This is a genomic window from Flavobacterium supellecticarium (assembly GCF_004801375.1).
GTDB lineage: Bacteria > Bacteroidota > Bacteroidia > Flavobacteriales > Flavobacteriaceae > Flavobacterium > Flavobacterium supellecticarium.
In genome coordinates, this window is sequence record NZ_SSNZ01000001.1 from 878,156 (window position 1) to 903,720 (window position 25,565).

At 38.9% G+C, this 25,565-nt stretch carries 28 protein-coding genes and 1 tRNA gene; 14 read left to right on the plus strand and 15 right to left on the minus strand.

Annotated elements, in window-relative coordinates; genetic code table 11:
- Window positions 1–108: 108 nt before the first annotated feature.
- The gene (locus E6C50_RS04050) at window positions 109–1,308 is read left to right on the plus strand and encodes an LETM1-related biofilm-associated protein (RefSeq protein WP_136401907.1); all 1,200 of its coding nucleotides are present in this window, start codon (window positions 109–111) and stop codon (window positions 1,306–1,308) included.
- Window positions 1,309–1,369: 61 nt separating this feature from the next.
- Here the strand turns inward: E6C50_RS04050 and can are convergent, their stop codons facing one another.
- The 5 genes from can to E6C50_RS04075 all read right to left on the minus strand — a co-directional run bounded on the left by can (window position 1,370) and on the right by E6C50_RS04075 (window position 5,365).
- Window positions 1,370–2,005 carry a carbonate dehydratase gene (gene can / locus E6C50_RS04055; RefSeq protein WP_136401908.1) on the minus strand — a complete coding sequence of 212 codons (636 nt, stop codon included), beginning with the start codon at window positions 2,003–2,005 and terminating at the stop codon, window positions 1,370–1,372.
- Between the two features lie 32 nt (window positions 2,006–2,037).
- Window positions 2,038–2,676, minus strand: a complete 639-nt coding sequence (locus tag E6C50_RS04060) for a carbonic anhydrase (RefSeq protein ID WP_136401909.1) — start codon at window positions 2,674–2,676, stop codon at window positions 2,038–2,040.
- Between the two features lie 133 nt (window positions 2,677–2,809).
- Window positions 2,810–4,408 (minus strand): SulP family inorganic anion transporter, encoded by a 1,599-nt coding sequence (locus E6C50_RS04065; protein ID WP_136401910.1) that lies wholly within the window; start codon window positions 4,406–4,408, stop codon window positions 2,810–2,812.
- Window positions 4,409–4,488: 80 nt separating this feature from the next.
- On the minus strand, window positions 4,489–4,776 hold the full coding sequence (locus tag E6C50_RS04070; protein WP_136401911.1) for a hypothetical protein: 288 nt from the start codon (window positions 4,774–4,776) through the stop codon (window positions 4,489–4,491).
- Between the two features lie 109 nt (window positions 4,777–4,885).
- The gene (locus E6C50_RS04075; protein WP_136401912.1) at window positions 4,886–5,365 is read right to left on the minus strand and encodes a Dps family protein; all 480 of its coding nucleotides are present in this window, start codon (window positions 5,363–5,365) and stop codon (window positions 4,886–4,888) included.
- Between the two features lie 105 nt (window positions 5,366–5,470).
- Here E6C50_RS04075 and E6C50_RS04080 point away from each other — a divergent pair, with 105 nt between their 5' ends.
- Window positions 5,471–6,424 (plus strand): LysR substrate-binding domain-containing protein, encoded by a 954-nt coding sequence (locus tag E6C50_RS04080; protein ID WP_136401913.1) that lies wholly within the window; start codon window positions 5,471–5,473, stop codon window positions 6,422–6,424.
- A gap of 14 nt (window positions 6,425–6,438) precedes the next feature.
- On the opposite strand, the gene E6C50_RS17940 is transcribed toward E6C50_RS04080, so the two are convergent.
- From E6C50_RS17940 to E6C50_RS04100, 4 genes are all read right to left on the minus strand, one after another.
- Window positions 6,439–6,636, minus strand: coding sequence for a hypothetical protein (locus E6C50_RS17940; RefSeq protein WP_136401914.1), 198 nt, complete (start codon window positions 6,634–6,636; stop codon window positions 6,439–6,441).
- Between the two features lie 126 nt (window positions 6,637–6,762).
- The gene (gene mnmD, locus E6C50_RS04090; protein WP_136401915.1) at window positions 6,763–7,425 is read right to left on the minus strand and encodes a tRNA (5-methylaminomethyl-2-thiouridine)(34)-methyltransferase MnmD; all 663 of its coding nucleotides are present in this window, start codon (window positions 7,423–7,425) and stop codon (window positions 6,763–6,765) included.
- A 1-nt stretch (window position 7,426) separates the two neighbouring features.
- Window positions 7,427–7,879 carry a hypothetical protein gene (locus E6C50_RS04095; protein ID WP_230978955.1) on the minus strand — a complete coding sequence of 151 codons (453 nt, stop codon included), beginning with the start codon at window positions 7,877–7,879 and terminating at the stop codon, window positions 7,427–7,429.
- Entirely contained in the window at window positions 7,879–8,376 is a 498-nt protein-coding gene (locus tag E6C50_RS04100; RefSeq protein ID WP_136401916.1) for a DUF4920 domain-containing protein, read from the minus strand. Before E6C50_RS04100 ends, E6C50_RS04095 begins: the two co-directional genes overlap by 1 nt.
- A gap of 354 nt (window positions 8,377–8,730) precedes the next feature.
- Between E6C50_RS04100 and E6C50_RS04105 the strand changes: the two genes are divergently transcribed.
- Window positions 8,731–9,798 (plus strand): branched-chain amino acid aminotransferase, encoded by a 1,068-nt coding sequence (locus E6C50_RS04105; RefSeq protein WP_136401917.1) that lies wholly within the window; start codon window positions 8,731–8,733, stop codon window positions 9,796–9,798.
- A 49-nt stretch (window positions 9,799–9,847) separates the two neighbouring features.
- Here E6C50_RS04105 and E6C50_RS04110 read toward each other — a convergent pair whose 3' ends face one another.
- Window positions 9,848–10,231, minus strand: coding sequence for a pyrophosphohydrolase domain-containing protein (locus tag E6C50_RS04110; RefSeq protein WP_136401918.1), 384 nt, complete (start codon window positions 10,229–10,231; stop codon window positions 9,848–9,850).
- Between the two features lie 302 nt (window positions 10,232–10,533).
- Between E6C50_RS04110 and E6C50_RS04120 the strand changes: the two genes are divergently transcribed.
- Window positions 10,534–11,637: an SRPBCC family protein gene (locus E6C50_RS04120; RefSeq protein ID WP_136401920.1), complete on the plus strand. Its 1,104-nt coding sequence runs from the start codon at window positions 10,534–10,536 to the stop codon at window positions 11,635–11,637.
- A 50-nt stretch (window positions 11,638–11,687) separates the two neighbouring features.
- Here E6C50_RS04120 and E6C50_RS04125 read toward each other — a convergent pair whose 3' ends face one another.
- From E6C50_RS04125 to E6C50_RS04135, 3 genes are read right to left on the minus strand one after another with little or no spacing between them, the layout of a single operon-like run.
- Complete coding sequence (locus tag E6C50_RS04125) at window positions 11,688–12,410, minus strand: tRNA threonylcarbamoyladenosine dehydratase (RefSeq protein WP_136401921.1); 723 nt, start codon at window positions 12,408–12,410, stop codon at window positions 11,688–11,690.
- Window positions 12,411–12,417: 7 nt separating this feature from the next.
- A complete protein-coding gene (locus tag E6C50_RS04130; RefSeq protein ID WP_168732735.1) occupies window positions 12,418–13,059 on the minus strand; it encodes a TatD family hydrolase in 642 nt (213 codons plus the stop codon).
- Window positions 13,059–13,658 carry a DUF1684 domain-containing protein gene (locus tag E6C50_RS04135; protein ID WP_136401923.1) on the minus strand — a complete coding sequence of 200 codons (600 nt, stop codon included), beginning with the start codon at window positions 13,656–13,658 and terminating at the stop codon, window positions 13,059–13,061. Before E6C50_RS04135 ends, E6C50_RS04130 begins: the two co-directional genes overlap by 1 nt.
- Window positions 13,659–13,810: 152 nt before the next feature.
- Here E6C50_RS04135 and E6C50_RS04140 point away from each other — a divergent pair, with 152 nt between their 5' ends.
- The 4 genes from E6C50_RS04140 (at window position 13,811) to E6C50_RS04155 (ending at window position 17,663) form a co-directional block, all read left to right on the plus strand.
- Entirely contained in the window at window positions 13,811–15,025 is a 1,215-nt protein-coding gene (locus E6C50_RS04140; RefSeq protein ID WP_136401924.1) for an MDR family MFS transporter, read from the plus strand.
- 166 nt (window positions 15,026–15,191) lie between these two features.
- Window positions 15,192–15,548, plus strand: coding sequence for a BlaI/MecI/CopY family transcriptional regulator (locus E6C50_RS04145; RefSeq protein ID WP_136401925.1), 357 nt, complete (start codon window positions 15,192–15,194; stop codon window positions 15,546–15,548).
- A 6-nt stretch (window positions 15,549–15,554) separates the two neighbouring features.
- Window positions 15,555–17,465 (plus strand): M56 family metallopeptidase, encoded by a 1,911-nt coding sequence (locus E6C50_RS04150; RefSeq protein WP_136401926.1) that lies wholly within the window; start codon window positions 15,555–15,557, stop codon window positions 17,463–17,465.
- Window positions 17,466–17,522: 57 nt separating this feature from the next.
- Window positions 17,523–17,663, plus strand: a complete 141-nt coding sequence (locus E6C50_RS04155) for an SsrA-binding protein (protein WP_136401927.1) — start codon at window positions 17,523–17,525, stop codon at window positions 17,661–17,663.
- On the opposite strand, the gene E6C50_RS04160 is transcribed toward E6C50_RS04155, so the two are convergent.
- Window positions 17,660–18,172: an adenine phosphoribosyltransferase gene (locus E6C50_RS04160; RefSeq protein ID WP_136401928.1), complete on the minus strand. Its 513-nt coding sequence runs from the start codon at window positions 18,170–18,172 to the stop codon at window positions 17,660–17,662. The two genes, E6C50_RS04155 and E6C50_RS04160, sit on opposite strands and share 4 nt — an antisense overlap.
- Window positions 18,173–18,249: 77 nt before the next feature.
- On the opposite strand from E6C50_RS04160, the gene E6C50_RS04165 reads away from it, so the two are divergent.
- The 4 genes from E6C50_RS04165 (at window position 18,250) to E6C50_RS04180 (ending at window position 22,337) form a co-directional block, all read left to right on the plus strand.
- A tRNA-Arg gene (locus E6C50_RS04165) sits at window positions 18,250–18,323 on the plus strand.
- Between the two features lie 151 nt (window positions 18,324–18,474).
- Complete coding sequence (locus tag E6C50_RS04170; protein ID WP_136401929.1) at window positions 18,475–21,318, plus strand: PAS domain S-box protein; 2,844 nt, start codon at window positions 18,475–18,477, stop codon at window positions 21,316–21,318.
- Window positions 21,315–21,719 (plus strand): response regulator, encoded by a 405-nt coding sequence (locus tag E6C50_RS04175; RefSeq protein ID WP_136401930.1) that lies wholly within the window; start codon window positions 21,315–21,317, stop codon window positions 21,717–21,719. Before E6C50_RS04170 ends, E6C50_RS04175 begins: the two co-directional genes overlap by 4 nt.
- 42 nt (window positions 21,720–21,761) lie before the next feature.
- On the plus strand, window positions 21,762–22,337 hold the full coding sequence (locus E6C50_RS04180) for a pentapeptide repeat-containing protein (protein WP_136401931.1): 576 nt from the start codon (window positions 21,762–21,764) through the stop codon (window positions 22,335–22,337).
- 2 nt (window positions 22,338–22,339) lie between these two features.
- On the opposite strand, the gene E6C50_RS04185 is transcribed toward E6C50_RS04180, so the two are convergent.
- Window positions 22,340–23,071: a biotin--[acetyl-CoA-carboxylase] ligase gene (locus E6C50_RS04185; RefSeq protein WP_136401932.1), complete on the minus strand. Its 732-nt coding sequence runs from the start codon at window positions 23,069–23,071 to the stop codon at window positions 22,340–22,342.
- A gap of 93 nt (window positions 23,072–23,164) precedes the next feature.
- Here E6C50_RS04185 and rsfS point away from each other — a divergent pair, with 93 nt between their 5' ends.
- Entirely contained in the window at window positions 23,165–23,539 is a 375-nt protein-coding gene (gene rsfS, locus E6C50_RS04190) for a ribosome silencing factor (RefSeq protein WP_136401933.1), read from the plus strand.
- Between the two features lie 15 nt (window positions 23,540–23,554).
- Window positions 23,555–25,492 carry an ATP-dependent zinc metalloprotease FtsH gene (ftsH, locus tag E6C50_RS04195; protein WP_136401934.1) on the plus strand — a complete coding sequence of 646 codons (1,938 nt, stop codon included), beginning with the start codon at window positions 23,555–23,557 and terminating at the stop codon, window positions 25,490–25,492.
- Window positions 25,493–25,565: the final 73 nt, after the last annotated feature.

The window sequence follows — 25,565 nt, forward strand, 5'->3', positions numbered from 1 at the left end:
AGCCTTTCGAAATTCAAAAATGCTTCCGGGTACTATTTTTTAAAAACTTATTGACATCATTGTTATCCGACAAATAAAAAAAGTAGCTTTGTGGAATAATTTCAGACCATGATTAACCCTTCAATTAACGGTTGGATAGATAAGTTTTTTATTAAGCAAGATCCTTTGCCGTTACCTGTTGTGGTATACCCCAAAGAATTCTATAACAGCGTTCGTAAAACCGGATTTATTTACGGTCATGTGGTCAATTTTGTGACCGACAAACCCATTGAAACCAAAGGCTGGACTTCGGAAGAACTGACCAAAGTTGCACTATTAAACAGTCTCTATGGTGTTTATGGTCTGATTACCCATGACTCCGATCCCAAGATATTTATCCAAAAAGCCATTATTTTTTACAACCAGATGAATCCGGAAGGGTTTAACCTGCTCAAAAAGATGCTACCGAGTTCCATGCCGAGCAACGAACTGGAGAAGATGATCAGTGAGAGGGTACGCACCAACGATAACATCATCAGTAAAAATTTCTCCCATATCCTGACCAATGCCTTGCTCTTTATGGACGTACTGGCTTTTCGTCAATACCTGTTGCATGGGGAAATCCCGAATAATTATCTTAAAAAACTGGAAGAAACCATTGTAAACCTTGTGACTTTGGCGTTAAATACCAAAACCAACAAATCGAATTACGATGATTTACTGATCAAGTTGTTTGAATCTTCTGTACGTTTTACCAAGTTTAACACCCTGAGTATTCAGGACATACAAATGCTTGAGCTGGACTATTTCAGTTCGCCACTGGAAAAAAACTATTTGTTGGATATTACCGGTATGGCGTTGTGGAGTGATGCCGTTCTCGAAGAATCGGAAACCCGGTTTATGTACAACCTCGCGGAACAATTACAAATCGATCGGGAATATGCGGTTGAAAGTATTTGTGCCATCGATGAGTTCATCATGAAATACCAGAAGGAAATTCCGTATTTCCGTTATTCCAATCCGGTAAAGCATTTTTATGATCAAGCGACACAAAATGTAATTGTCCTGATTACGCGCAATAAAAACCGTCTTTTAAAGGAGATCAGCGAAAGCGGAGAATTAATGGTATTACTGGCCAAATCGACGCACAAAGACCTCGATCCGAAGGAAAAGAAAAAAATGAAAAAGCAATTACTGGATATTTGTAAAACGATTCCATCACTAACAATTTTCCTTTTGCCGGGTGGTAGTTTGCTTCTTCCTATCCTGATCAAATTTATTCCGAAATTATTGCCTTCGGCTTTTAACGAAAATCTGGATATTGAATAATTAAATTTTAAAACCTGTCAGGTTTAGCAAATAAAAAAAGGCTGTCTTCCGACAGCCTTTTTTACAAATCCAATTGGTATATTTCATCTAAGTCTTTATCGGAACTTAAATTGACTTTTAAATCGGTAATATAACCAGACCGTAACCCGTAAACCCAACCGTGCAAATGCAGCTCCTGTTCCTCTTTCCAGGCCGCCTGCACAATGGAGGTTTTGGCCAGGTCATATACCTGTTCGGTTACATTTAATTCGACAAAACGGTTAAATTTATCATTCTCGTCAGGAATCGCATCGAGTTCTTTTTTATGGAGACGGTATACATCTTTAATATGTCGAATCCAATTGTCGATAATCCCGATCGAACTGTTGGTCATCGCGGCTTTAATACCACCACAACCATAATGTCCGCATACAATAATATGTTTGACTTTTAGCGCGTTCACGGCATAGTCGAGTACGCTCAACATATTCATATCGGAATGGACGACCATATTGGCAATGTTCCGGTGTACAAACACTTCACCCGGTTGCGCGCCAATAATTTCATTTGCCGGAACACGGCTGTCGGAACAACCGATCCACAATAATGGTGGTTTCTGACTTTGGGATAACCGAATAAAATAATCCGGATCGTCACTTAACTTCGATTCGACCCATTTTTCATTATTTTCGATTAACTTTTTATAAAACTCACTCATTATGATCTGTATTTCCGGAAACGAATTCTTTTTTAGTCGTGCAAAATTTCTTTCATAAACTGAACTTCACCGGTTTCGATATCATAGTAGGCACCGGCAATTCCAATCTGTCCTGATTCGAAAAGTTCGCGTAATACATCGCTTCTGTCCAAAATCTCATCCATAGTATGGATTACGTTATGTTGTGCAACAGCACTTACCAAAGTCGGATCGGTTGGATCAACTCCCGGCATTTCGGCTTTTACTTCATCAACCGAAACCTGTACTTTACTTAAAAGGTTTGTCAGATGTCCTAATTCGGCACCCTGACATGCTCCTTTAATTGCCCCACATTTGCTGTGTCCTAAAACAACGATTAGTTTGGTACCGGCCAGTTTACAAGCAAACTCCATACTTCCCAAAATATCGTCATTTAAAATATTTCCGGCGATTCTTGCACTGAAAATATCTCCTAATCCCTGATCAAAAATCAATTCGGCTGAAGTACGGCTATCAATACAACTTAAAACGATGGCAAAAGGAAACTGACCGTCTTTGGTGTCATTTACCTGTTCCAATAAATTTCGGTTCATCTTTAAATTGTTTACAAATCGCGCGTTACCTTCTTTTAAAAACTGAAGTGCTTTTGCTGGTGTTACTGTAGCTTGTGTTTCTGCTGTATGTGCTTTCATTTTTATACTTTTTGGAAGCGTTTTTGATTAGAACCTACTTAAAAGTAAGCATTTAATGGTTTAAAATTACTCATTAATCCAGAAATGGCTCTAATTTTTCGCTTATTTATTATTAGTTACTTTTTTAATTTACTTATTTTGAATGTTCTACAAATACGTTCTTCTTATCCGAACAGGTATTTTCCAGTTCATATTCGTCTTTAAAACCAACCAAATGAACTTCGATATTGTCTTCTACAGCGCGGATCGCTTTAAACTCTTTGATCAAATCCTGAACGTCATGCGCGATATAAACCGTATCGGATGCATTAATGATCACTTTCGAATTTTCCGGGATTTCGTTTAATGTATTTTTGATAGCGGCTTTGTTCAGGAACGAAACCTCCTGTGCCAGGTCGATATGAATGATATCACCATCGTGGTATTCCTCTTTACGGAAATTGTAGGCTCTTTTATGATTTCCACGCAATACGGCAAATACACTGATTACAATTCCCAACAACACCCCTTTTAGAAGATCGGTAAAAACAACCCCTAATAAAGTCGCAATAAACGGAACGAACTGGTATTTTCCTTTATGCCAGAAATGCATAATTACCGCTGGTCTAGCCAATTTATAACCTACCAGTAATAAAACGGCCGCTAAAGTAGCCAAAGGAATTTTGTTTAATAGAAACGGAATACTTACTACACTGATCAATAGTAAAAATCCGTGGATAATCGACGACATTTTAGATTGTGCCCCCGCATTGGCATTGGCAGACGAACGTACCACTACCGATGTCATAGGCAGACCACCTAATAACGAACTCACCATGTTCCCAACTCCCTGTGCTTTTAATTCCACATTGGTATTGGTAAATCGTTTGTGCACATCCATACGGTCGGCAGCTTCGATACACAATAAGGTTTCAATAGAGGCTACGATGGCGATTGTAAAGGCTACCATCCATACTTTCGGATTCGTAATAGCGGCAAAATCCGGTAATACGATAATTTCTTTTACATCGTCAAAAGAAGACATCACCGGTAACGCTACCAAGTGCTCTTTTGCAATAGCCAGCGAACTCCCTGTTTGTAAAAATATCTCGTTGATCAATATTCCTAAAATAACCGCCACTAAAGCGCCCGGAACCAGTTTGATTCTTTTTAGGAAACCGACTTTATCCCAAGAGATCAAAATCGCCATCGATATAAGCGTAATGATCACTGACCCCATGTTGATATAATCCAGAGCACCTAAAAGCGATGAAAACGTATTTCCGCCTTCCATTTGCACAAACGCCTGATCCCCTTCGAAATCTCTGTCGTAACCAACAGCGTGCGGAATTTGTTTTAATATGATGATCACTCCGATACCGGCCAACATTCCTTCAATAACATTGGTTGGGAAATAGTTGGAAATACTTCCGGCTTTAATAAACCCTAAGATGATCTGGATTAATCCGGCCAGAAACACGGCCAGTAAAAATACGTCGAACGCGTTCAGGTCGGTGATGGCTGTCAGTACAATAGCTGTTAACCCGGCAGCCGGACCCGAAACACTAATATGCGATTGGCTTAAATAACCTACAATGATACCCCCGACAACTCCGGCGATAATTCCTGAAAATAATGGTGCACCCGATGCCATGGCTATACCAAGACACAACGGTAACGCAACCAAAAATACTACTAAACCCGAAGCAAAGTCAGCCTTCAGGTTAGCAAAAAGATTGATTTTTTTTGTCATAACCGATAAAGTATAATACAATTAGATTGTAAGCGTGTAGCAGACGCTTAAATGGTGAACGTAATGTTCCTGTAATTGAATTATACCTGTTCGGGAGGAGGAGAGAAGATTTCTCTGAAACGATTGTCGTGTTTCAGGGTGTTTTCAAAGGTAATAACCGCAGCGTTTTGTTTTGGAGCAAAGAAAACCGGCTCCTGGAATTCGAATTTCAGCTGTGCTTTGGTTTCTTTGATTTCTTTTACCGTTTCTTCTTCAGAAAGGCTATAAACCATAGACGTATCGGTATCGCTTTTCAGGAACCCAACAATGGTAGGAGTTGCCAGAAAAGTGATAAACAGAAATAATACTATTTTTACCAATACTTTCATGCCGCGAACTTACAAAAAAAATGATGTAAAAAAAGTTAAGTGAAAAACAATTAATATTTCTTTAATACTTTTTCACTTAACTTTTGAATTTTTATGAATTTTCAGTCTTTTAAATTTCTTCTTCCAACCAGGCTTTCATCATCCACATGGTTTTTTCCTGCTCTTTAATAAAGTCACTCATCATAGAGTTGGTTCCTTCGTCATCAATTTCGGCCGATTGACTCAGGATTACCCGTTCAATTTTTAACAGGTCGGTTAACGAAGCGATAATCAGGTGAACGGCTTCTTCGTCGTTGGAAATATTGCGACCAACTGGCAGTTTGTTATTTTTAATATAATCGTCAAAAGTATGCAGCGGCGTTGCTCCCAGGGTTAGCACACGTTCTGCAATCAAATCTACTTTTAACTGCGCATCGTTGTATAATTCTTCAAACTTTACATGTAAATCAAAAAAGCGCTTTCCTCTGATGTTCCAGTGCAAACCTCTCAGATTTTGGTAATACACCTGAAAATTGGCTAATAAAATGTTTAATTCGGCTACTAAAACTTTTGTTTCTTTAACGGGTAATCCAAGGCTGTTCGTTTTCATATTACTTGTATTTAAAGATTATACTACAAATTTAACCAAAAATAAGGCGGCGGACTATAATTATTATTGATACTTTTTATATTTTTATCGAAAATTTCTATAAAAATGACCATCACACAATTATACTACGTATTAGCCGTAGCCGAACATAAGAATTTTACGCTAGCCGCCGAAAAATGTTTTGTAACCCAACCGACACTGAGCATGCAGATCCAGAAACTGGAAGACGAGTTGGAAGTACTGATATTCGATCGCAGTAAAAAGCCGATACAATTAACCGAAATAGGTCAGAAAATTGTTTCTCAGGCCAAAAACATTGTCAATGAATCCGATCGGATTAAAGATATAGTTGACCAACAAAAGGGATTTATTGGCGGCGAATTTAAAGTCGGCATCATCCCAACCGTAATGCCTACCCTGTTACCGATGTTCCTGACCAATTTTGTCAATCGCTATCCGAAAGTAAATCTGATCATCGAAGAACACAACACCGAAGAAATTATCAAACGTTTAAAAAACGGTCATCTGGACGTTGCTATCGCGGCGACACCGCTGGAAGAAGACAATTTAAAAGAAATCGTATTGTATTACGAACCGTTTGTAGCTTATATACCGGAAAATAACCGAAACTTCGATAAGACCGAAATTGACATCAACGATCTGGATTTGGATTCTATTTTACTATTACAAGACGGTCATTGTTTCCGCGACGGTATTCTAAACCTGTGCAAAAACAAAGGCAATTTTACCGATACCAAATTCCATATTGAAAGCGGTAGCTTTGAAACCCTGATCAAACTGGCCGACGAAGGATTGGGCACTACCCTGCTTCCGTATTTACATACGCTGGATTTAAAAGAAAAAGACAAATTAAAATTACGTCATTTTAAAGAGCCGCGTCCGGCACGTGAAGTCAGTCTTATTTTTCCGAAAAGCGAGCTAAAAAGCCATATTATAGAAGCGTTACGCAGTACGATCGCCGGTGTGATTAAAGGTGCTATCGCCTTTCACAACGTCGAGATCATCAGTCCGCTTAAAAACAAAAAAGGAGTCTACTAACAGACTCCTTTTCTTCATTGATTAACGTATATAAGACATTGTTTTAACTCGGGCTTGCCTACGGTATAATGTAATAACCAATCTCGTAATTGGTCGACTTCGTAAGGTAATAAGTTTTTTAGGGCTTTTTCTAACTCTTTACAAAATAACTTTGGGTCAAAGCTTACTCTTTCTAAAATAGATTTGGTGTAAGTAAACATAGCTCTTGGCATAATCTACAAGCATTAATGGGTTAATTCAAGGGTAAGAACGTAACTACTCTCGTAAATCTACAAAACGAAAGCCTATTTATTAGGCAAACGTACAAATTGTTATTTTAGTATAACAAATTCAAAAATTTAACATTTTGTAGCTCTCAACATTTCCCGTTTCCCCGGTGGACCTGGTAATTTTTCAGTTTTAAAACCCGCTTCCTGAAGCGCTCTTTTGATAGGACCTCTACAGGCGTAGGTTACCAGCGTTCCTTTTTCCTGAAGTGCTTCAAACATGATTTTAAAAATTTCCGTTGTCCAGAGTTCCGGTTGCACGTGAAATCCGAATGCATCAAAGTAAATCAAATTAAATCGATTTTTGTAATCTATTTCGTTAAAGTATTGTTGCCTTTTTGTTAAAGTGAAATACGGCGACAGTACTGTTGGCGCTTCCCAGGGACAATTATGCATCGTTTCAAACACCGACGCATATGCGGTGGCATCCAAAGCCGAAACATAATTCATATGCTCCCGTTCTTCCCGGCTAATCGGAAATGCTTCCACCCCTACATAATCGATATGCTGTTGTTTCTTTTCCGCTTCCAGATAGGTTATAAACGCGTTTAATCCGGTTCCAAAGCCGATCTCTAAAACAGCAACGGACTGCTCTTCAAAAAGAGACAGTCCGTTTGCTATAAATACATGTTTTGCTTCCTGTATCGCTCCGAATTTTGAATGATATGTTTCGTCCCAACCTTCGATATGGATCGTGGTTGATCCGTCTGCTGTTTGTATTATTTTTCGGTTCAAATTATTTAATATACAGTTTTTTAATTCTCGGAATTGGTCCGCCGCACTTTGATTCATGACAACGTACGCAGGCATCCACTCCGTTATTAAAATGCGTTTTGGCATTATCCGGATCGGCATAGATCTGTTTTTGTGCCTCAATAAATTTTTTGGCCTGCTCTTTAAAAAAAGCATCGTTTTCACTTTCGTCGGTCATTACCGCCTGGTGAATTTTCAGAAAGTGCTCCGGGAAATTCCCTACGGCTTCCCCGTTTTTAATCCGGTCTTTTAAACGCTGGTTATCTACATACATCTGCTCCATCAAAGCAGCCATTTCGGACATTTCATACATTTTGAAATCTTTCTTTTCCGATTGTGCCGCCGGTTCTGGCTTTACATCCGCTTCTTTCCGGTTGCAGGAGATTACCAATAGCATGGCTCCGGAAATCCATGCCAAAAACAATATTCTTTTCATTACTTACTAATTAAAACGCCATCGGCCATAAAAGCATACGTAACTTTTGGTTGTTTAATACTGTCGATTTCCGCCTGCGATTTTCCACCGTCTTTGGCATAATGTTTCAATTGTTCCACACTTTCGATATTTACAAAAGCTTTACCATTTACAATAGCTTCCTGGTTAGTCGCATTCATCGGGACAAAAAAGGCGTAATCTTTAAACTTTACAAAAGACTCTTTACCATCGCTCAGATCCAGTGTCATCCAACAACCTTTTTTCTGGCAAACATCTTTAATATTGGATTTGAATTTCAGGTTTAAAGTATCTCCTTCTTTCAGATCTTTGAATTTTGCCAGCATGGCTTCTTTGGTAATCACGCCATCGGCTGTAATGCTATCACCAAAAACAGCATATTCGGTTTTGTTTTCGGCTATTTTGGTGTCCTCTTGTTTTTTAGAATTGCAACTGACCATTGCAATCAGAACAGCGGTTAAAAAAATACTTTTTTTCATATATCGTTTGGATTGGTTATTTTGATTATCAATGCCTTACTATATTCGGATTACCTAGGATAATCTGTCCTATTTTAAGACCTTCCAAAGAAACAAATTTATATTGAATATGCATAATTCTAATTTATTTTTTCGCTAATCCCGATTAATTCGGAGGAATTGTATTCAAAAAGTAATAATTCAAAAAAAAATTAATAGTTCCATATTTAATTACATTATTTTTAATCTTACTTTATTAAAAGTGCTTTTTTTAATTAAATTTGCAGCGACACAACAATTTTTTTATCAATTTAAAAATTATGTTTTATTGTTGGCCATCAACAATTTAGCCGGTTTTTAAAATTAATCGATTAAATGGAATTAAAAACAACAACTGACATTAGAATTATCAAAGCCGACAGTAGCAAAATCAACAGTGTTGATTTTGAAAACCTGACTTTCGGAAATATTTTTACCGACCATATGCTGATTTGTGATTACAATAACGGGAAATGGGAACAACCGGTTATCATGCCGTACGAACCCTTTACGTTAGATCCATCGGCAAAAGTTTTCCATTACGGACAGGCAATTTTCGAAGGAATGAAAGCCTATAAAGACGAGCATGACGATGTTTGGTTGTTCCGTCCGGATCAGAACTTTGACCGTTTTAACAAATCGGCCGTGCGTCTTGCGATGCCGGAAGTTCCGGAAGACGTTTTCTTAGGTGGTTTACACAAGTTACTTGAAATCGAAAAAGAATGGGTTAAAAAAGGATTTGGAAATGCCTTATACATCCGTCCTTTTATGATTGCAACCGGATCGGGTGTTGTCGCAGCTCCTTCTACGCAATATCGTTTTACCATTATCCTTTCGCCGGCAAAATCGTATTATTCCGGTGAAGTAAAAGTAGTAATCGCCGAGCATTTTAGCCGTGCGGCAAACGGAGGAATTGGAGCAGCAAAAGCAGCCGGTAACTATTCCGGGCAATTCTATCCAACCAAATTGGCCAATGAGCAAGGTTTCCAACAGATCATCTGGACGGACGATGCGACGCATACCAAATTGGAAGAAGCCGGAACGATGAACGTATTTTTCAGAATCAACGATACCTTATATACGGCACCAATCAGCGAGCGTATTCTGGACGGTGTAACCCGTAAGAGTATTATCGAATTGGCAACCAAAGAAGGTATCGACGTACAGGTTCGTCCGGTATTGGTTGACGAGATTGTAGAAGCCGCTAAAAACGGAACGCTACAGGAAATATTTGGAGCGGGAACAGCTGCGGTAGTGAACCCAATCGTAGGATTCTCGTATAAAGAAACCTATTATGAACTTCCGAAACCGGAAAATTCGTTTGCTACTTTTATCAAACAACAGTTAACCGGAATTCAGTACAAGCAAATTGAAGACACTTTTGGATGGACCGTAAAAATCTAATTCCAAAATAACCGATATAAAAATCCCGAAGAAAAACTTCGGGATTTTTTTATTTTAATATGGTTTCGAAATTCGGCTTAAAATAGTTAGGCCCTTTCATAACCTTTCCATCTTCCCGGTAAATCGGTTTTCCGTCTTCGCCCAATTTACTCATATTACTCCGTTGGATTTCATCAAAAACTTCCTCTATTTTATGTTGCAATCCGTGTTCCAGAATCGTACCACATAAAATATAAAGCATATCCCCTAAAGCATCGGCAATTTCGACCAGATCGTTATTTTGTACCGCTTCCAGATATTCCTCATTTTCTTCTTTCATCAGATTATAACGCAATCGGTTAACCTGTTCGCCCAGGTCGGCTTTAGGAAACGAACTTACTCCCAATCCGAAAGATTCATGGAACTCCTGAACAGCCTGTAATTGTTTTTTCATATTCTTTAATTTTACGGTCTAAAATAGAAAATCTCCGGGCAAAACGCTAATTTTGCGTAAAATTAAAAATCATGTTTACATCAGGTCAACTTTATTTTGCTTTATTCTTTGTTATCGTATTTGTAACCGCTATGATTTATGTATACCGAAAAGACCTGTCACTCCATAAATTACACTACAAAGGATCCCTTTGGATACTACTGGCCTTTTTTGCTTTTATAGGAATTTTATTTATAATTAAACTGTTTTTGAAAGAATAATTGTTATAACTTTGGACAACTAAATGAAATTTTTTTAATGCTATGCGCGTAGTTAAATACATATTTCTTTTATTACTCTTAGCTGCTGTTGCACTAACGGTTTACATTGCTACTCAAACCGGTTCATTCGATGTACAACGAAGCAAAGTGATTCAGGCGACACCCGTGGCTTTGTTCAATTATGTAGACGACTACAAAAATTGGGACGACTGGGGTCCCTGGAAAGAGGACGATCCTACAATCCGTAACAATTATAGCGACAAAACACAGGGAGCCGGTGCTTCTTTTTCCTGGACTGGTAAAGATGGAACCGGTAAGATGGAAACTATTAAAACCATTGGTACCGACAGCATTCAACAAAAAATATACTTTGATCAAAGCGAAACTCCTTCTGATGTTTATTGGGTTTTTACTCCGGTAAAGGGCGGTACTAAAGTAACCTGGGGAATGAAAGGAAACATGAATTTTATGATGAAAGCCTTTTCCATTCTTAGTGGCGGTTCCGACAGAATGTTAGGCCCGATGTTCGAAAAAGGATTGGAAAATATCGATAACATCCTGGTAAAAGAATTAAAATTATACAATATTAAGATCAACGGACTGGTAAAAAAAGCCGGTACCTATTATATTAAACAATCGGCTACCTGTAAAATTCCGGAATTACCCGCATTAATGGGTTCCATGTTTACGAATCTGAACAAATTCACGAAAGACAATAATATATCGGTAAGCGGAAGTGCTTTTGCAATTTATAACAAATACGACACCACTTCCAACATAGTCGAGTTTTCGGTTTGTATTCCGGTAAAAGAAGAAATATTTACAGCACAGGGAAGTGATATTACCGCTGGTGAATTAATCCCTTACTTAGCCTTAAAAACAACGCTTACCGGCGACTATTCCCATAGTAAAGAAGCCTGGGATAAATCCTATGCTGAGATTGTAAAAAACAAATGGATGGAAGATCCGAACGGGAAATATCTGGAAGTTTATAAAGCAGGACCTTTACAAAGCCGCAAACCGTCTGAATGGGTAACCGAAATCTTTATCCCGATTACGGCTAAGCCAAAACCGGTAGCTCCAATTGTACCAACAACTTCTACAGACAAACCGGTACCACCACCAACAGCGAAATCAATCGAATAAAACATAAAAAAGTCCCTTTTGGGACTTTTTTATTTATATATGTTGATCAATTATTTTTCTTTTGCTAATAAATAACGAACCACGGTTTCGGCGGCATGCAAACCAAACAATGCCGGCATCCAGCTATTTGTTCCGAAAAACGACTTTTTAAAATTCTGTCCGTCTGTCATTTTCAAACTGCTCTCATCCGGTTTTTCCGTAGAAAACACCGCCTTAACACCCGTAGAAATACCTTCTTTCTTTAAACGTTTGCGGATGGTTTTTGCCAACGGACAAACATCGGTTTTACTGATATCCTTTACCACAATCTTACTGGCCAGCAATTTACCTCCGGCTCCCATATTACTGATAATCTTGACTTTTTTACGTTTTGCAGCCAGAATCAGGTTTAATTTAGGCGTAATACTATCGATACAATCCAATACATAGTCAAACTCCGGAGTGATTAGTTCAAAAGCGCGTTCCGGCGACAGGAATTCCTCGATACGGGTTAACTCCAATTCCGGGTTAATATCCAACAAACGATCGCCTACAATTTTTACCTTTGGCTGTCCTACAGTCGAATGCAAAGCCGGTAACTGTCTGTTGATATTCGTAATATCCACGGTATCACCATCCACTATCGTCATTTTCCCGACACCTGCCCGTGCTATAAATTCTGCCGCAAACGATCCTACACCGCCCATTCCAACAATCAATACGTTTGCATTTTTTAATTTTTCGAGTCCTTCTTTTTTAAACAGCAATTCTGCTCGCTCTGTCCATTCAGCCATTTATTTTTTATTTATTGTTATCAAATACATTTTTAAAATTTTGTGCTACCATCGCTTCAATAGCACCGCTCTTAATCGATGCGGCTTTTTTATAAACCTGAAAAATTGTCTCTTCTACCATATCCGTTTCCAGAAAAAAACGATCGTCCGGTACGGCTTTAAACACCGATTCCAGTTCGGGATTTCGCAACAGATATTTTCCAAAAGAAAGATAAAACCCGTTATCCAAAAGCGATCGGGCCACCTGATAATTTTTAGAAAAACCATGAATAATCATCGGCACTTCCACTTTCATTTGTTTTTTGACCGCGATTACTTCCTGATAGGCCGCCACGCAATGTAAAATTACCGGTTTCGGATTGTGTTCGAGTACTTCCAATTGCCGTTCAAAAACCGAAAGCTGTTTATTGATATCCGTTTCAATTCGCTTATCCAGTCCGCATTCACCCAACGCCATGCAATTGGCCTCTTTTAGCTTATCCGAAATGATGCGCAAGTCATCCTCCAACCGATCTGCCTGCGCATACCACGGATGGATCCCAATGGAATAAAACGCCACGTATGGATCCAATTCGTTTGGATACTGATTTACAATTTCCAAAACACCCGGATCACCGGACGCTTTATGCGTATGCAGATTGTACAACATTATTTATGAAACGCTTTAACACCGGCACGGATTTCTACTTTCAGATCATTGGCCTGCGGCGGTATCGGACAGGAATAACCTTCATTATACGCACAATACGGATTGTAGGCTTTGTTGAAATCGATCGTTATAGTAGCGCCATCCGGAATTTCCAGATCGATATAACGACCACCACCATAACTATCCACACCACTGGTAAGATCGGTAAAAGGCAGAAACAGGTAGTTTTTGTACTTTTCCATTTTGGCCAGTTCCAGATTACGGTATACATTTAGTTTATAATCTTTTCCATCGATTTTAAAAGACAATTCCCCGTATTTTATATACAGTGGTTTTCGCGTCCCGGTAGTCGGCATTGTAAATGGTTTTTCATCCGTTGCTTTTACCAAACGTGCGGTCACACAATACTTTAAATCCACCGGAAAGAAATCCAGTGTTTTAAATTTTTTACGGTCTTTTTCTTTTAACGGCGATTCTTCCGCATTGGCATATTCGGAATTGATCTTTTTCTGAAAAGCCGTAACAGATTCCAAATCGCATTGCGAAAAGCCCGTTAGCGGAAATGTCATTCCCAATAACAGATAGAATATTTTTTTCATAATAATCGGTATCAGGCTGTATGCGAAACAGCTGCTGCAAAAATAATCAAAAATCCCACTCCCGAAACCACTGCTATTATTTCATTATTAATTTACATTATTTCCCGTTTACGGCATCAAATAGTTTGTAAATTTGACATTTAGAACCGTATATGTTACAAAGCATTTTTTCCAACTACATCAATAATTTCAGAGGATTTTCGCGTGAAATCTGGATCCTGACCCTGATTACTTTTATTAACAGGGCGGGAACAATGGTACTCCCCTTTTTATCGAAATACCTGAAAGAAGACCTTCACTTTGATTACCATCAGGTGGGCTGGGTCATGGTGAGTTTTGGTTGCGGTTCGATGATCGGTTCCTGGCTGGGCGGAAAACTATCGGACAAAATAGGCTTTTACCGCATTATGGTTTTTAGCCTGTTTACCAGTGGTATCCTGTTTATCAGCCTCCAATTTGTAACCAGTTTTACCGGACTATGCCTCGCGATGTTTTCGATTATGATCATTGCCGATATGTTTCGACCGGCTATGTTTGTATCTTTAAATACCTATGCACGCCCGGAAAACCGAACCCGCGCCCTGACACTTGTCCGACTAGCCGTAAACCTCGGATTTGCCGCCGGACCAGCTATGGGTGGTTTGATCATTATGGGAATGGGCTATAAAGGACTATTTTGGGTTGACGGTATTTCCTGTATTACCGCCATCGTTTTGTTCCGCTTGTTGGTAAAAGAGAAAAAAAGAGAAAAAACCGCCAGTCATTTCGACGATACAGAACCGGTAAAATCCGTATTCAACGACAAACCCTTTTGGTTGTTTCTGTTTATTAGTTTTGCTACCGCAATGGTATTCTTTCAATTTTTCAGTACGCTACCATTATACCATAACGAACAATATGGTCTCACGGAATTCCAAACCGGTTTACTAATGTCGATAAACGGCTTTTTGATATTCCTTTTTGAAATGCCGATCGTCGGTTATTTCGAGCGTAAAAAAGTGGCTAAAATCAAGCTGATCTTTTTTGGAGCCTTATTCATCACCTTCGGCTTCTATGCCCTGTTATTAAAAGGATGGGTAGGTATACTGGTGATCAATCTGGTTTTGATCACTTTTGGCGAAATGTTTGCATTCCCGTTTTCCAACTCCTTTGCGATGAGTCGCGCTCCGAAAGGACATGAAGGCCGTTATATGGCTTTATACACGATGAGTTTTAGTCTTGCGCATGTAATGAGTTCTAAAACCGGTATGGAAATTATTTCCCGTTACAACTATACCGTTAACTGGATTTTTATGGGAACTTTTGCCGCGACTGCTGCTTTTGCCGCTATTTGGTTGTTAAAAATTGTAAAATCAGAAAACGACTAACACACTAAAAACAAGACTTTTAGCGTTATTTCTTTCGACTGCCTGAATAAAAAAACTATTTTTTTAGTTAGTTAACTATTTTTTTAGTTGCAAAACTAAATTTATAGTTATATCTTTGTTTCAACAAATCGGAAATCCTATCCGATTATTATAGAAAATGAGTATCATGCAGAAATTAACAAACAAAGAAGAAGAAGTAATGCAAATTTTATGGACGCTTGAAAAAGCATTTGTAAAAGAAGTGTTGGCCGAAATCAAAGACGATCAGCCGCATTACAACACCTTGTCAACCATTATCCGGAATCTGGAGGAAAAAGGCTACGTGTCTCATAAGGCATTTGGCAATACGCACCAGTATTTTCCGATCGTAAAAAAAGAGGATTACCGCAAGAGTTTTATGAACAATGCGATCGAAAACTACTTTAACAATTCCTACAAAAGTATGGTTTCCTTTTTTGCCAAAGAAGAAAAAATCAGCGCGGATGAACTTCGCGAAATATTAGACATGATCGAAAAAAAATAGGCCTTTATGGAAGCATTTGGTATATACATTCTAAAAGTTACGGCATTAATAACCGTTTTTTTCCTGGCATATCATTTCTTTTTACGAAAAGAAACGTTTTTTAATGCCAATCGCGGTTATCTGATAGCCGGTTTGTTTACGTCCGCTTTACTTCCACTGATCTCATATACAAAAATTATTTGGGTAGAACGGACTCCAATTGCTTCTATTACCTATGCCGATGGTACGTCACAAATTCAAATGGCAGTACCAGTGCCAGCCGATACCGGGTTTCAAATCGACTACCACTATCTGTTTAGTATTTTATACAGCATCGGTATTGTTTTGTTTTGTATCCGTTTTCTGTCCGAATACCGGTCACTTCGTAAAATACTGGACAAACCAAAAGCCGTAACCCATAACAAGTTTCATTTTATCGATACCGAAAAAGTTCAATCACCTTTTTCATTCTTTAACTATATTGTTTACAATTCCAAATTATTGCAACAGGACGAATTGTCCGACATTATCGAACACGAAAAGATTCACAGCCGACAGAAACATTCACTCGACATGATGATCGCGCAGGTATTTTGTATCTTTTTCTGGTTCAACCCGATCATGTGGATTTACAAAAAAGCCATTGCACAAAATCTTGAATTTATAGCCGATGCCGAAGCTACAAAAGTTGTAAACGACATTAAAGCCTATCAGAAGACCTTAGTAAAAGTAACAATGCAAACCCAATGCATTGCCATCACCAATCATTTTTATCAATCATTAATCAAAAAACGAATCGTTATGTTAAACACCAATCAGTCCCGAAAAAGGAATCTGTGGAAGTACCTAATCATCCTTCCGCTATTAGCCTTTTTTATCCTGCAGTTCCAGGTAAAAATCCTGGCACAGGAAAAACAAACAACAGCTACTTTACAACCTAACAACGCTCCCTATACACCCGGAGACGATGTAACCGTAATTGTAGACAAAAACACCAGTGATGAACAATTAAAAAAGAATGTTGAATTACTTAAAAACGAATACGGTGTTACACTAAAGTATTCCAAAGTAAAACGCAACAAAGCCGGTGAAATCATTCGTATTAAAATCGAATACAAAGACAAAGAAGGTAATACCGGTATCACACAAACGGAAAGTGACGAACCGATTAACCCCATTCGTTTTATCAAAAAAACCGATCGTAACGGTAAAATCAAAATCGGTTTTAACTCCGAAGCAAAACAACAACCCTATGCCAGAAACGGAAAAACCCGTATCAGTACAACCATTAAAGACGAAAGCACCGATGAACAATCTGAAAGTGACACCTCGTTTGGCGATTATATCAGCAACTTTATAAGTCCACCGTCTCCGCCAAGCCCGCCTAGTCCGCCTAGCCCACCATCAGGTCCAGGATCGGCTCCGGTTCCTCCTGTTGCTCCGGCAGCACCAGTAGCGCCAGGTGTAAAATCTTCCTCCTCATCGGTGATCATTAAAAACGGAAAAGTAACAACCGTTTCCCGAAACGGAAATACAGTTTATCTAAACGGTAATGAAATACTAAATGCGGATGATCTTAAAATAGACACCAAAGAAATTACCCGTAAGGCATTGGAAGACGCTCGTATAGCCATCGAAAAAGCCCGTCCGGAAATTGACCGTGCCCGTGTGGAAGCCTTAAAAAGTCAGGAACTGGCCATGAAAGATCATGAAATTGCAATGAGAGCACATGAGGAAGCCATGAAAGGTTTGGAAAGAGCCATGAAATCACAGGAAATCGCTCAAAAAGAACGTGAAAAAGCCATGAAAGCCCGTGAAGCAGCTATGAAAGACCGCGCCAAAGCACTGGAATCGGCACGAAAAGATCGCGAAAAAGCGATGAAAGAACGTGAAAAAGCAATGAAGGAACGCGAGCGTGAACTTCGTGACAACGAATAAAAAAAGAGCCACATATGTGGCTCTTTTTTTTTGTATCTTTATCAAAACCAAAGGAATATGTTTAAAACACTGGCCCGACTCAACAAACTGCTTTTACCGAGCTACAGCAAACAAAACCTTGATTTATCCAAAGCAAGCGCTTTTCAGAAGCTAATTATCGCCTGGCGGTATTATGTGACCATCCGAGCCTTAAACTAGTACTGAAGCGCCGCAAATCGCTCGTAGCCGGCAATTTTATCGCCTCCATTCAGAAAAGTCAGCTCCATCAGGAAATTAACCTGTACAATTTCACCCCCCAGTTTTTCTACCAGTTCACAAACCGCTTTAATCGTTCCACCGGTTGCCAACACGTCGTCGTGAATTAGAACCTTATCCCCTTTTTGGATCGCATCGGCATGAATTTCCAGTGTATCGGTACCGTATTCGAGCGTATACGAAGCCGAAACCGTATCGAATGGTAACTTTCCGGCTTTGCGAACCGGTACAAAACCCGCCTGTAATTCGTGCGCCAATAAAGTTGCAAAGAAAAAACCACGACTTTCCACTCCGATTACCTTGTCGATTCTTTTATTTTTCAGGTTTTCGATTAAAATCTGAAGGCATTCATTCGTGGCTTCCGGGCTCATCAACAAAGGAGTGATATCTTTAAACAAAATTCCTTTTTTAGGAAAATCCTGAATATCACGTACATACTCTTTTAGACTCATTTTTTTTTAAATTTTATTGCGATTTTGTTTGCAAGTTACACATTTACCCCTATATTTGCACCCGTAAAAACAACTAAGGCCTCGTGGCGCAACTGAATAGCGCATCTGATTACGGCTCAGAAGGTTACAGGTTTGAATCCTGTCGAGGTCACAACATCAGCTCATCTTTATGATGAGCTTTTTTTTTATTCAAATCAAACTTTTGTTGTGAAATAATGAGTATTTTGCAATTTTTATAATTCATTTATTCACATTTTTTATAAATTTATAAAGTTTTAACACCCATCCCAAAGGCAACTCCAATGAATCTGGATAAAAAAATTACAATTCTCATCAGTTGGTTTTTATCAAGACCAAAAACGACTGGGATATTGGTCTTTACACTCCTGTTTTTAGTTTCGAATTTAATTCTTTTTTTACGCTATCAAATTATAAAAGAAAGCGAGCAACGTGAAATGAGCAGCATCCTAAATGTGGTGCATCAAAACATCGAACAATCGCTAAAAAACAGTCATATCAGTACGCTAACACTGGCCATGACCATTGACGATAATGGTAACCCAAGTAATTTTGACGAAATCGGCAAACAACTCGTAGACTCCAATCCGAATATTGATGCGGTAGAATTGGTTCCAAACGGAGTAATCAAATATGTTTATCCATTAAAAGGCAACGAGCCGGTTGTAAATTACGACGTTCTAAATTCCCCTAAAGCCCGAAAATCGGCGATGAAGGCCATCGAAAACCGGAAAATATATTATGCCGGACCATTGGAATTAAAACAAGGTGGTCAAGGTATCGTAGGCTGGTTCCCCGTTTTCAAATCGAATAAATTCTGGGGATTTTGTACAGTTGTAATCAAGTTTAATACTTTTTTGGAGACGTCCGGAATTAAAACTTTTTCGACCGACAAATATTATTTTCAGTTTTCCAAAACCAATCCGGAAACCGGAAAAGAAGAATTTTTCCTTCCCAACAAAAAGAACTTCGCCAATAAAACCCATTTAACCGTTTCATTTCCCGACGGCGACTGGAAACTATACCTGATAACCACGAACAACTATTACCTGATCAAACAATTAATCCCAATTGCTATTCTAGCGATTGTATTGTCACTGATTTGCGGGTTGTTTACCACAAGTTTATTAAAACGACCATCCGAATTACAACGTTTGGTACATTCGCAGGCACTTCGTTTGATGAAGAGCGAAATTAAATTCAAATCCATTTTCGAACAGGCCGCCATCGGAATTGCACATATCGACTCCAACTCCGGTACTTTTATAGAAGCCAACGAACGCTTTTGTCAGATGCTTGGTTACGAAACCAACGAAATCAGCAAGATGGATTATATGATGATCACCCATCCGAACGATTTGGAAAACGATTTCAAAAAAATGCGTCTTTTAAAAAGAGGTGTCATCCGCGAATTCGGACTTGAAAAGCGTTTCTTCCACAAAGACGGCAATATCGTTTGGGCCAGCGTGACGATTACACCACTTTGGTCGGTAGGTGAAAAACCAACCTCACATATCGGAATCATCGAAGACATTACCGATAAAAAAGAAGCACAGGATCGTATCAAGCGAAGCGAAAAACGTTTTAAAAGTTTATTCAACAACTCACCGATTCCGTTATGGGAAGAAGATTTCTCGGAAGTCAAAAAATACCTGACCGAATTGGGCCTTATAGATATGCCGAGAGAAGAAGTCGAAGCCTATCTGAAAAACAATATCGACGTAATCCGCAAATGCTTGTCATTAGTAAAAGTAATTGACGTTAACAACATGTGTCTTGCGCTACATTCGGTAAAAGACAAAAACATCCTAAAAGGCAAACTAAGTACGATTTTCGACGACGAATCCATTCCGATTTTCTCGAAACAGCTTATCGCCATTACGCAACGCCAAAATCATATTACAGGTGATTCTCAGATCAAATTCATGGACAACCAATACAAACACATCCATTTCCGTTGGAGTGTGGTTCCGGAATATGAAAAAACACTGGAACGCGTATTGGTTTCAACCGAAGACATTACAGAGCGTAAAAACTCTGAAGAAGTCATTTTAAAATCACAGCAGAAGATCGAATCTTTGATCAACACCATTGACGGTATTGTTTGGGAAGGCGATCCAAATACCTTTGACTTCACCTTTATCAGCCGAAAAGTAGAAGACATCCTTGGTTATACACCGGAAGAATGGTTGGAAACGCCGTCTTTCTGGATTAATCATGTACATCCCGACGACAAAGAATGGGTTATCGCCTTTATGTCGCGTTACACCTACGAAAAAAGACAACACGATTTCGAATACCGCATGATCCGTAAAGACGGCGAAATCGTATGGCTACGCGATATTGTAAGTGTGGTAGTCGAAAACGATATAGCCGTAAACCTGCGTGGTATTATGATCGACATTACAAAAGCCAAAATGGCAGAAATCGAACTCAACAACACGCTACATCTGGTAACCGAGCAAAACAAACGCTTGCTGAATTTCTCATACATCGTTTCGCACAACCTGCGTTCGCACACCAGTAACATCCAATCGATTTCAAACCTGATCGAATCGGCCGATACCGACGAAGAACGAGACGAGATGATTCAGTTGTTAAAATCGGTTTCCTCGGTACTAAACGAAACGATGAACAACCTAAACGAGGTGGTAACCATCCAGACCAATATCAACCTGATTATAGAACCTTTAAATTTAAAAAAATACATTAACAAGACGCTGGACGTACTTCGGGAGCAATTACTTAAAAACGATGTGATCATCCATAATGATGTCAACAAAGACATCGAAGTCAAGTACAATCCTGCTTATTTAGAAAGTATATTACTTAACTTTATATCGAATGCCATCCGATACGGACATGCCGACAGACAAACCGTAATTGATCTGAAATCCTACCAGGAAGACGGTAAAACCGTATTGGAAATTTCCGACAACGGAATTGGAATTGATCTGGAAAAAAATGGAGAAAAACTATTCGGAATGTATAAAACATTCACCAATCATGCTGATGCAAGAGGAATAGGATTATTCATTTCAAAAAACCAGATTGATGCTATGGGAGGAAAAATAGTCGTTAAAAGTACATTAGACGAAGGAACAACTTTTAAAATATATTTCAGATGAACGCCCCAAAAAGTATCTGTATAATTGATGATGACCCCATTTATCAATTAATTACAAAGAAAATAATTGAGAAAAGTCAATTATTTAGTCAGATTCTGAGTTACAAAAATGGAAAAGTTGCTATCGACTCACTAAAAGCCATTCAAAGCGCCGAGGAATTTCCCGATGTTATCCTACTCGACATCGATATGCCGGAAATGGACGGCTGGGCTTTTATGAATGAGTTACAACGGATGGATTTCGGGTTTGAAAAAAAGCCCGCAATCTACATAGCCAGTTCCTCCATTGCTAACGAAGATCGCGAAAAAGCAAACAGTTTTCCCGAGATTGTAGGCTATTTATGTAAGCCTATCGATCGGGATATACTCGAACGAATTCACTTAGAAAACCCAAAAGACTAGCCCATGAACAAAAACCTACTTCTATAAATACCAAATTTTTGAATGACCCACAGCGATTTTATATTTAATACCCCTTTTACCAACCAGCTTTTTTCCGAAAGCGAAATCAAATACAAAGAATTCGAAGAATGCACTTTTACCGATTGCGATTTTAGCAATTGTAATTTTTCAGGTGTTGTTTTTACCGATTGTATTTTTTACAACTGCAATTTTAAGGAAGCGCAAATCAATTATGTCGGTTTACGGAATGCTGTTTTTAACCACTGCGATTTTACCGATGTAAATTTTGCCATGACCGATCAGCTGTTATTTGAATTTCACTTTAACAATTGTGTTTTGGATTACGCCAAATTTTATGCTTTAAAGCTCAAAAAAATGACGTTTACCAATTGCAGTATGATCGCAGTTGATTTTATGGCAACCAATTTAACGGAAGTTTTATTCGACAACTGCAATCTGCATCAGGCTGTTTTTACCGACGCCATTGCAGAAAAAGCCGATTTCCTGACCAGCTACAATTTTACCATCGACCCGGAAAAAACCAAACTGCGCAAAGCTCAGTTTTCGAAAGAAGGATTAAAAGGATTATTACAGAAATACGAAATCATTGTCCGGTAAAATCAGTACAATAATTTTACCTCTTTGATATCAAAAGTAGTAATGGAATCGTCCTCAAGGAGTACTTCAAGCTTACCGTTTGGAGTTACTCCCTGGATAATTCCCATAAAATGCGAACCATTATTCGCTTCAAAAGGCATGGGAATTCCTTTTTTAAACAATCTGTTGTCGTAGGACTGCCACAACAACCCATATTCTTTCGCCTGTAAAAGCGACAAGTTTCGCTTCAGATTTCCCAATATAGCCAACATGACTGCCTCTTTGTCAAAAGACCTTCCACAGATCGCGTAGAGCGATGAAGCTTTTGGCAGGTTCTCAAAATACTCCTGATTTACATTCAATCCGATACCTACTATCGAGAAAATCTCGCCATTGCGTTTGATACTGTTTTCGATAAGTATGCCACCAATCTTTTTACTCTCTGCCAAAATGTCGTTTGGCCATTTAATCGCCAATCCGCCAATAGCAAATTCTTCCAGACCTTCGATTATACTAACAGCCACGGCGACATTCAAATGAAAGATCGCCTGAATATCCAATAGCAAATCCCGAACTAAAACACTACAGGTCAAATTCTTACCCGACTCCACATTCCATTCGGCGCCCATTTGCCCCTTTCCTTTTGTCTGATGTTCTGCCACAACCACGGTAAAATTTTCCACAAATTGTTTTGCCAGTAAATCTTTTAAAAAATCATTTGTAGAACTTGTGGCACCGAGTTTGATAATATTCATAGAAATAAATAACTTTACTATCGCTAATCTTGTGTTAAGGTTCAAAAATAAAGACAAAATTTGATAACTTTGCGAAAATATATAAAATAATAAATGGCAAAAAAGGATAATATTAACAATGATGATCTGTTAGCTAACATCATTAAGGGAGTTGAAGAAGTAAAAGGTAATGATATAGATATTCTGGATCTAAGAGCAATCGAAAATACCGTATGTGATTATTTTGTAATTTGTAACGGTAATTCCAATACACAGGTTAACGCCATTGCCAATTCCGTACAAAAAATTGTTTCCAAGGAACTAAAAGACAAACCCTGGCATGTTGAAGGTGCCGAAAACGGAGAATGGATACTAATGGACTACGTAACGATCGTGGTACATGTATTCCAGAAACACATCCGTGAGTACTACAACATCGAAAGCCTTTGGGGTGATGCAAAAATCACTTCTATCCAAAACAAATACTAAACATCCACATTTCACATGTCAAAAGATAAAAAACCAAATCCTTCTAAGATCAGAATTAGCCCATGGGTTATTTATGGGGCCGTACTTTTGATTTTAATTGCGATTCAACTTGTTTCAAGCGGAACGAATTTTCAGGAAGTAAAACCTACCTCCTTATCCCGTTTTTACCAATACCTTGACTCTGGTCAGGTCGAAAAAGTCGTTTTCAACAAAAGTACGGCTCAGGTATACTTGAACAAAGCAGCACTTAACAGCAAAACCCACGAAAAAATTGAGAAGAAAAACCTGTTGGGCAAAGACAATACAGGTCCTCATTATACGCTGGACATCGGTACCAACAGTGAACTTTTCCAAAAGAAACTGGAGGAAGCCCGTTTGGAAGGAAAATTAAAAGACTATTCCTCAGAGCCGGAAAGCAATTGGGGTGATATCTTGATCAACTTCCTGCCTATTATCCTGATCATTGCCTTCTGGTTATTTATGTTCCGAAGAATGTCAGGTGGCGGATCCGGAGGTGGTGGCGGACAGATTTTCTCAATCGGAAAATCCAAAGCACGTCTTTTTGACGAGAAAAACGACATCAAGGTAACCTTTAAAGACGTAGCCGGACTGGAAGGTGCTAAAGAAGAAATCCAGGAGATCGTTGAATTCCTGAAAAATCCTGAAAAATATACCAGCATCGGTGGTAAAATCCCGAAAGGAGCCTTATTGGTAGGACCTCCGGGAACCGGTAAAACCCTTTTGGCAAAAGCCGTAGCCGGCGAAGCACAAGTACCGTTCTTCTCATTATCCGGTTCGGATTTCGTAGAAATGTTCGTAGGGGTTGGCGCATCACGTGTACGGGATTTGTTTAAACAGGCTAAAGAAAAATCACCTTCAATTATCTTTATCGACGAGATTGATGCTGTAGGTAGAGCTCGTGGTAAAAACAATTTCTCCGGATCAAACGACGAACGTGAAAACACATTAAACCAATTGTTAACCGAAATGGATGGTTTTGGTACGAATACCCACGTAATCGTATTGGCCGCTACCAACCGTGCCGACGTATTGGACAAAGCGTTAATGCGTGCCGGTCGTTTCGACAGACAGATTTATGTAGACCTTCCAGACATCCGTGAGCGTAAAGAAATATTTGAAGTACACTTAAAACCGTTGAAAAAATCGGAAGAGCTGGACACTGAATTCCTGGCCAAACAAACACCTGGATTCTCCGGTGCCGATATTGCCAACGTATGTAATGAGTCAGCGCTTATTGCGGCTCGTAAAGGTAAAAAAGCGGTTGACAAACAGGACTTCCTGGATGCTGTAGACCGAATTGTAGGTGGTCTTGAAAAGAAAAACAAAATCGTTACCCCGGAAGAAAAACGCGCTATTGCGATTCACGAAGCGGGTCACGCTACTGTAAGCTGGATGTTAGAACATGCAGCACCATTGGTAAAAGTAACCATTGTACCACGAGGTCAAAGTCTTGGAGCTGCCTGGTATTTACCGGAAGAACGTCTAATTGTACGTCCGGAACAAATGCTGGACGAGATGTGTGCTACCATGGGTGGGCGTGCAGCTGAAAAAGTAATTTTCAATAAAATTTCAACCGGAGCCTTAAGCGACCTTGAAAAGGTAACCAAACAAGCTCGTGCTATGGTAACCGTATATGGTCTGAACGATAAATTAGGAAACATCACCTACTACGATTCATCGGGTCAGAGTGAGTATAATTTCTCGAAACCATACTCGGAAGAAACGGCCAAAATTATAGACAAAGAGATCTCCGATCTGATCGAATCCCAGTACGACAGAGCGATTCAGATTCTGAATGAAAACAAAGAGAAACTTAACCAACTTGCCGACATTCTGATCGAAAAAGAAGTAATTTTCAAAGACGACCTGGAAGCCATATTTGGGCAGCGTCCACATGAAAAAACAGAAAATGAAGTAGTTACTGAATCTTAAGAAAAATAATTATAACATTTTATACAAAAATCTTAATTCGATTGTAAAATTGAATTAAGATTTTTTTATCTTT

Coding starts and splice junctions, on each gene's coding strand:
- E6C50_RS04050 (WP_136401907.1), top strand. CDS start 109: ATGATTAACCCTTCAATTAACGGTTGGATAGATAAGTTTTTTATTAAG.
- can (WP_136401908.1), bottom strand. CDS start 2,005: ATGAGTGAGTTTTATAAAAAGTTAATCGAAAATAATGAAAAATGGGTC.
- E6C50_RS04060 (WP_136401909.1), bottom strand. CDS start 2,676: ATGAAAGCACATACAGCAGAAACACAAGCTACAGTAACACCAGCAAAA.
- E6C50_RS04065 (WP_136401910.1), bottom strand. CDS start 4,408: ATGACAAAAAAAATCAATCTTTTTGCTAACCTGAAGGCTGACTTTGCT.
- E6C50_RS04070 (WP_136401911.1), bottom strand. CDS start 4,776: ATGAAAGTATTGGTAAAAATAGTATTATTTCTGTTTATCACTTTTCTG.
- E6C50_RS04075 (WP_136401912.1), bottom strand. CDS start 5,365: ATGAAAACGAACAGCCTTGGATTACCCGTTAAAGAAACAAAAGTTTTA.
- E6C50_RS04080 (WP_136401913.1), top strand. CDS start 5,471: ATGACCATCACACAATTATACTACGTATTAGCCGTAGCCGAACATAAG.
- E6C50_RS17940 (WP_136401914.1), bottom strand. CDS start 6,636: ATGCCAAGAGCTATGTTTACTTACACCAAATCTATTTTAGAAAGAGTA.
- E6C50_RS04095 (WP_230978955.1), bottom strand. CDS start 7,879: ATGAAAAGAATATTGTTTTTGGCATGGATTTCCGGAGCCATGCTATTG.
- E6C50_RS04100 (WP_136401916.1), bottom strand. CDS start 8,376: ATGAAAAAAAGTATTTTTTTAACCGCTGTTCTGATTGCAATGGTCAGT.
- E6C50_RS04105 (WP_136401917.1), top strand. CDS start 8,731: ATGGAATTAAAAACAACAACTGACATTAGAATTATCAAAGCCGACAGT.
- E6C50_RS04110 (WP_136401918.1), bottom strand. CDS start 10,231: ATGAAAAAACAATTACAGGCTGTTCAGGAGTTCCATGAATCTTTCGGA.
- E6C50_RS04120 (WP_136401920.1), top strand. CDS start 10,534: ATGCGCGTAGTTAAATACATATTTCTTTTATTACTCTTAGCTGCTGTT.
- E6C50_RS04125 (WP_136401921.1), bottom strand. CDS start 12,410: ATGGCTGAATGGACAGAGCGAGCAGAATTGCTGTTTAAAAAAGAAGGA.
- E6C50_RS04130 (WP_168732735.1), bottom strand. CDS start 13,059: ATGTTGTACAATCTGCATACGCATAAAGCGTCCGGTGATCCGGGTGTT.
- E6C50_RS04135 (WP_136401923.1), bottom strand. CDS start 13,658: ATGAAAAAAATATTCTATCTGTTATTGGGAATGACATTTCCGCTAACG.
- E6C50_RS04140 (WP_136401924.1), top strand. CDS start 13,811: ATGTTACAAAGCATTTTTTCCAACTACATCAATAATTTCAGAGGATTT.
- E6C50_RS04145 (WP_136401925.1), top strand. CDS start 15,192: ATGCAGAAATTAACAAACAAAGAAGAAGAAGTAATGCAAATTTTATGG.
- E6C50_RS04150 (WP_136401926.1), top strand. CDS start 15,555: ATGGAAGCATTTGGTATATACATTCTAAAAGTTACGGCATTAATAACC.
- E6C50_RS04155 (WP_136401927.1), top strand. CDS start 17,523: ATGTTTAAAACACTGGCCCGACTCAACAAACTGCTTTTACCGAGCTAC.
- E6C50_RS04160 (WP_136401928.1), bottom strand. CDS start 18,172: ATGAGTCTAAAAGAGTATGTACGTGATATTCAGGATTTTCCTAAAAAA.
- E6C50_RS04170 (WP_136401929.1), top strand. CDS start 18,475: ATGAATCTGGATAAAAAAATTACAATTCTCATCAGTTGGTTTTTATCA.
- E6C50_RS04175 (WP_136401930.1), top strand. CDS start 21,315: ATGAACGCCCCAAAAAGTATCTGTATAATTGATGATGACCCCATTTAT.
- E6C50_RS04180 (WP_136401931.1), top strand. CDS start 21,762: ATGACCCACAGCGATTTTATATTTAATACCCCTTTTACCAACCAGCTT.
- E6C50_RS04185 (WP_136401932.1), bottom strand. CDS start 23,071: ATGAATATTATCAAACTCGGTGCCACAAGTTCTACAAATGATTTTTTA.
- rsfS (WP_136401933.1), top strand. CDS start 23,165: ATGGCAAAAAAGGATAATATTAACAATGATGATCTGTTAGCTAACATC.
- ftsH (WP_136401934.1), top strand. CDS start 23,555: ATGTCAAAAGATAAAAAACCAAATCCTTCTAAGATCAGAATTAGCCCA.